At 66.8% G+C, this 768-nt stretch carries 1 protein-coding gene; it reads right to left on the bottom strand.

What is annotated here, in order from left to right:
* The coding region (locus QUG92_RS17085) for an ABC transporter substrate-binding protein (protein ID WP_289460084.1) at positions 1-623 on the bottom strand (623 nt) is incomplete at its 3' end.
* Positions 624-768 lie beyond the last annotated feature (145 nt).

Here is a 768-nt window from a genome sequence, read left to right as displayed (position 1 = left end):
GTCTTGAAGGTGTCGTTGAGCAGCTTCGCGGCGTCGTCGGAGACGTGGACGGTGGTGCCGGTGAGGATGGCGTTGTCACCCTCGAGCTGCAGCGGCTTCAGGGTGCCACCGTGCAGCGAGAACAGGTACGCGTTCGACACGGCGACCTTGCCGTTGACCAGGACGTCACCGTAGAGCTTGGACGAGCCCGGGTTCACGACGAAGTTCTCCAGCGTGACCGTGGTGTCACCGGCCTGCAGCGTCAGACCCGAGTCGTCGTGGTTCAGCAGACCCTGCACGTAGGGGCGGTAGTTGCCGTCCGGGCTCCAGTACGTCACCGAACCCGACGTGATCGGGAACGAGACCGCACCGTTCTCGAGCTTGGCGTTGCCGGAGACACCCGGGGTCAGCTTCAGCGCGGTCAGCGCGTCGGTGAAGCCGCTGTCGAGGGCGACGGAGGTGTTGCCGCCGAGGACCTCGGGCACCGACGCGACCGGGGCGGGGATCTTCGACTCGGACGAGGAGGAGATCGTGTGCACGTTCGGCGTCGCCGCGTTCGCGCTGGAGATACCGAACGCCGCACCGGTCAGGACGAGCGCGCCCGTGGTGGCGAGGGTGATCGAGGTCTTCATGGACTTGCGCATGGGATGCGTTCCTTTCGTCGTCGCGCTCGGCGCGGCATGCTGTGTGCGCGCCGAACACACCCCGACCAGGGGTGGAGAACCAGCTACCTGCGGCTGGTGAGCGCTCCGGGTGTTTCCCGGCTTGTGACAGTGGTTCGGCACCCTC

It is taken from the genome of Curtobacterium citri, from assembly GCF_030362955.1.
GTDB classification, from domain to species: Bacteria; Actinomycetota; Actinomycetes; order Actinomycetales; family Microbacteriaceae; genus Curtobacterium; species Curtobacterium citri.
This window is presented reverse-complemented; position numbering and strand designations above follow the sequence as displayed.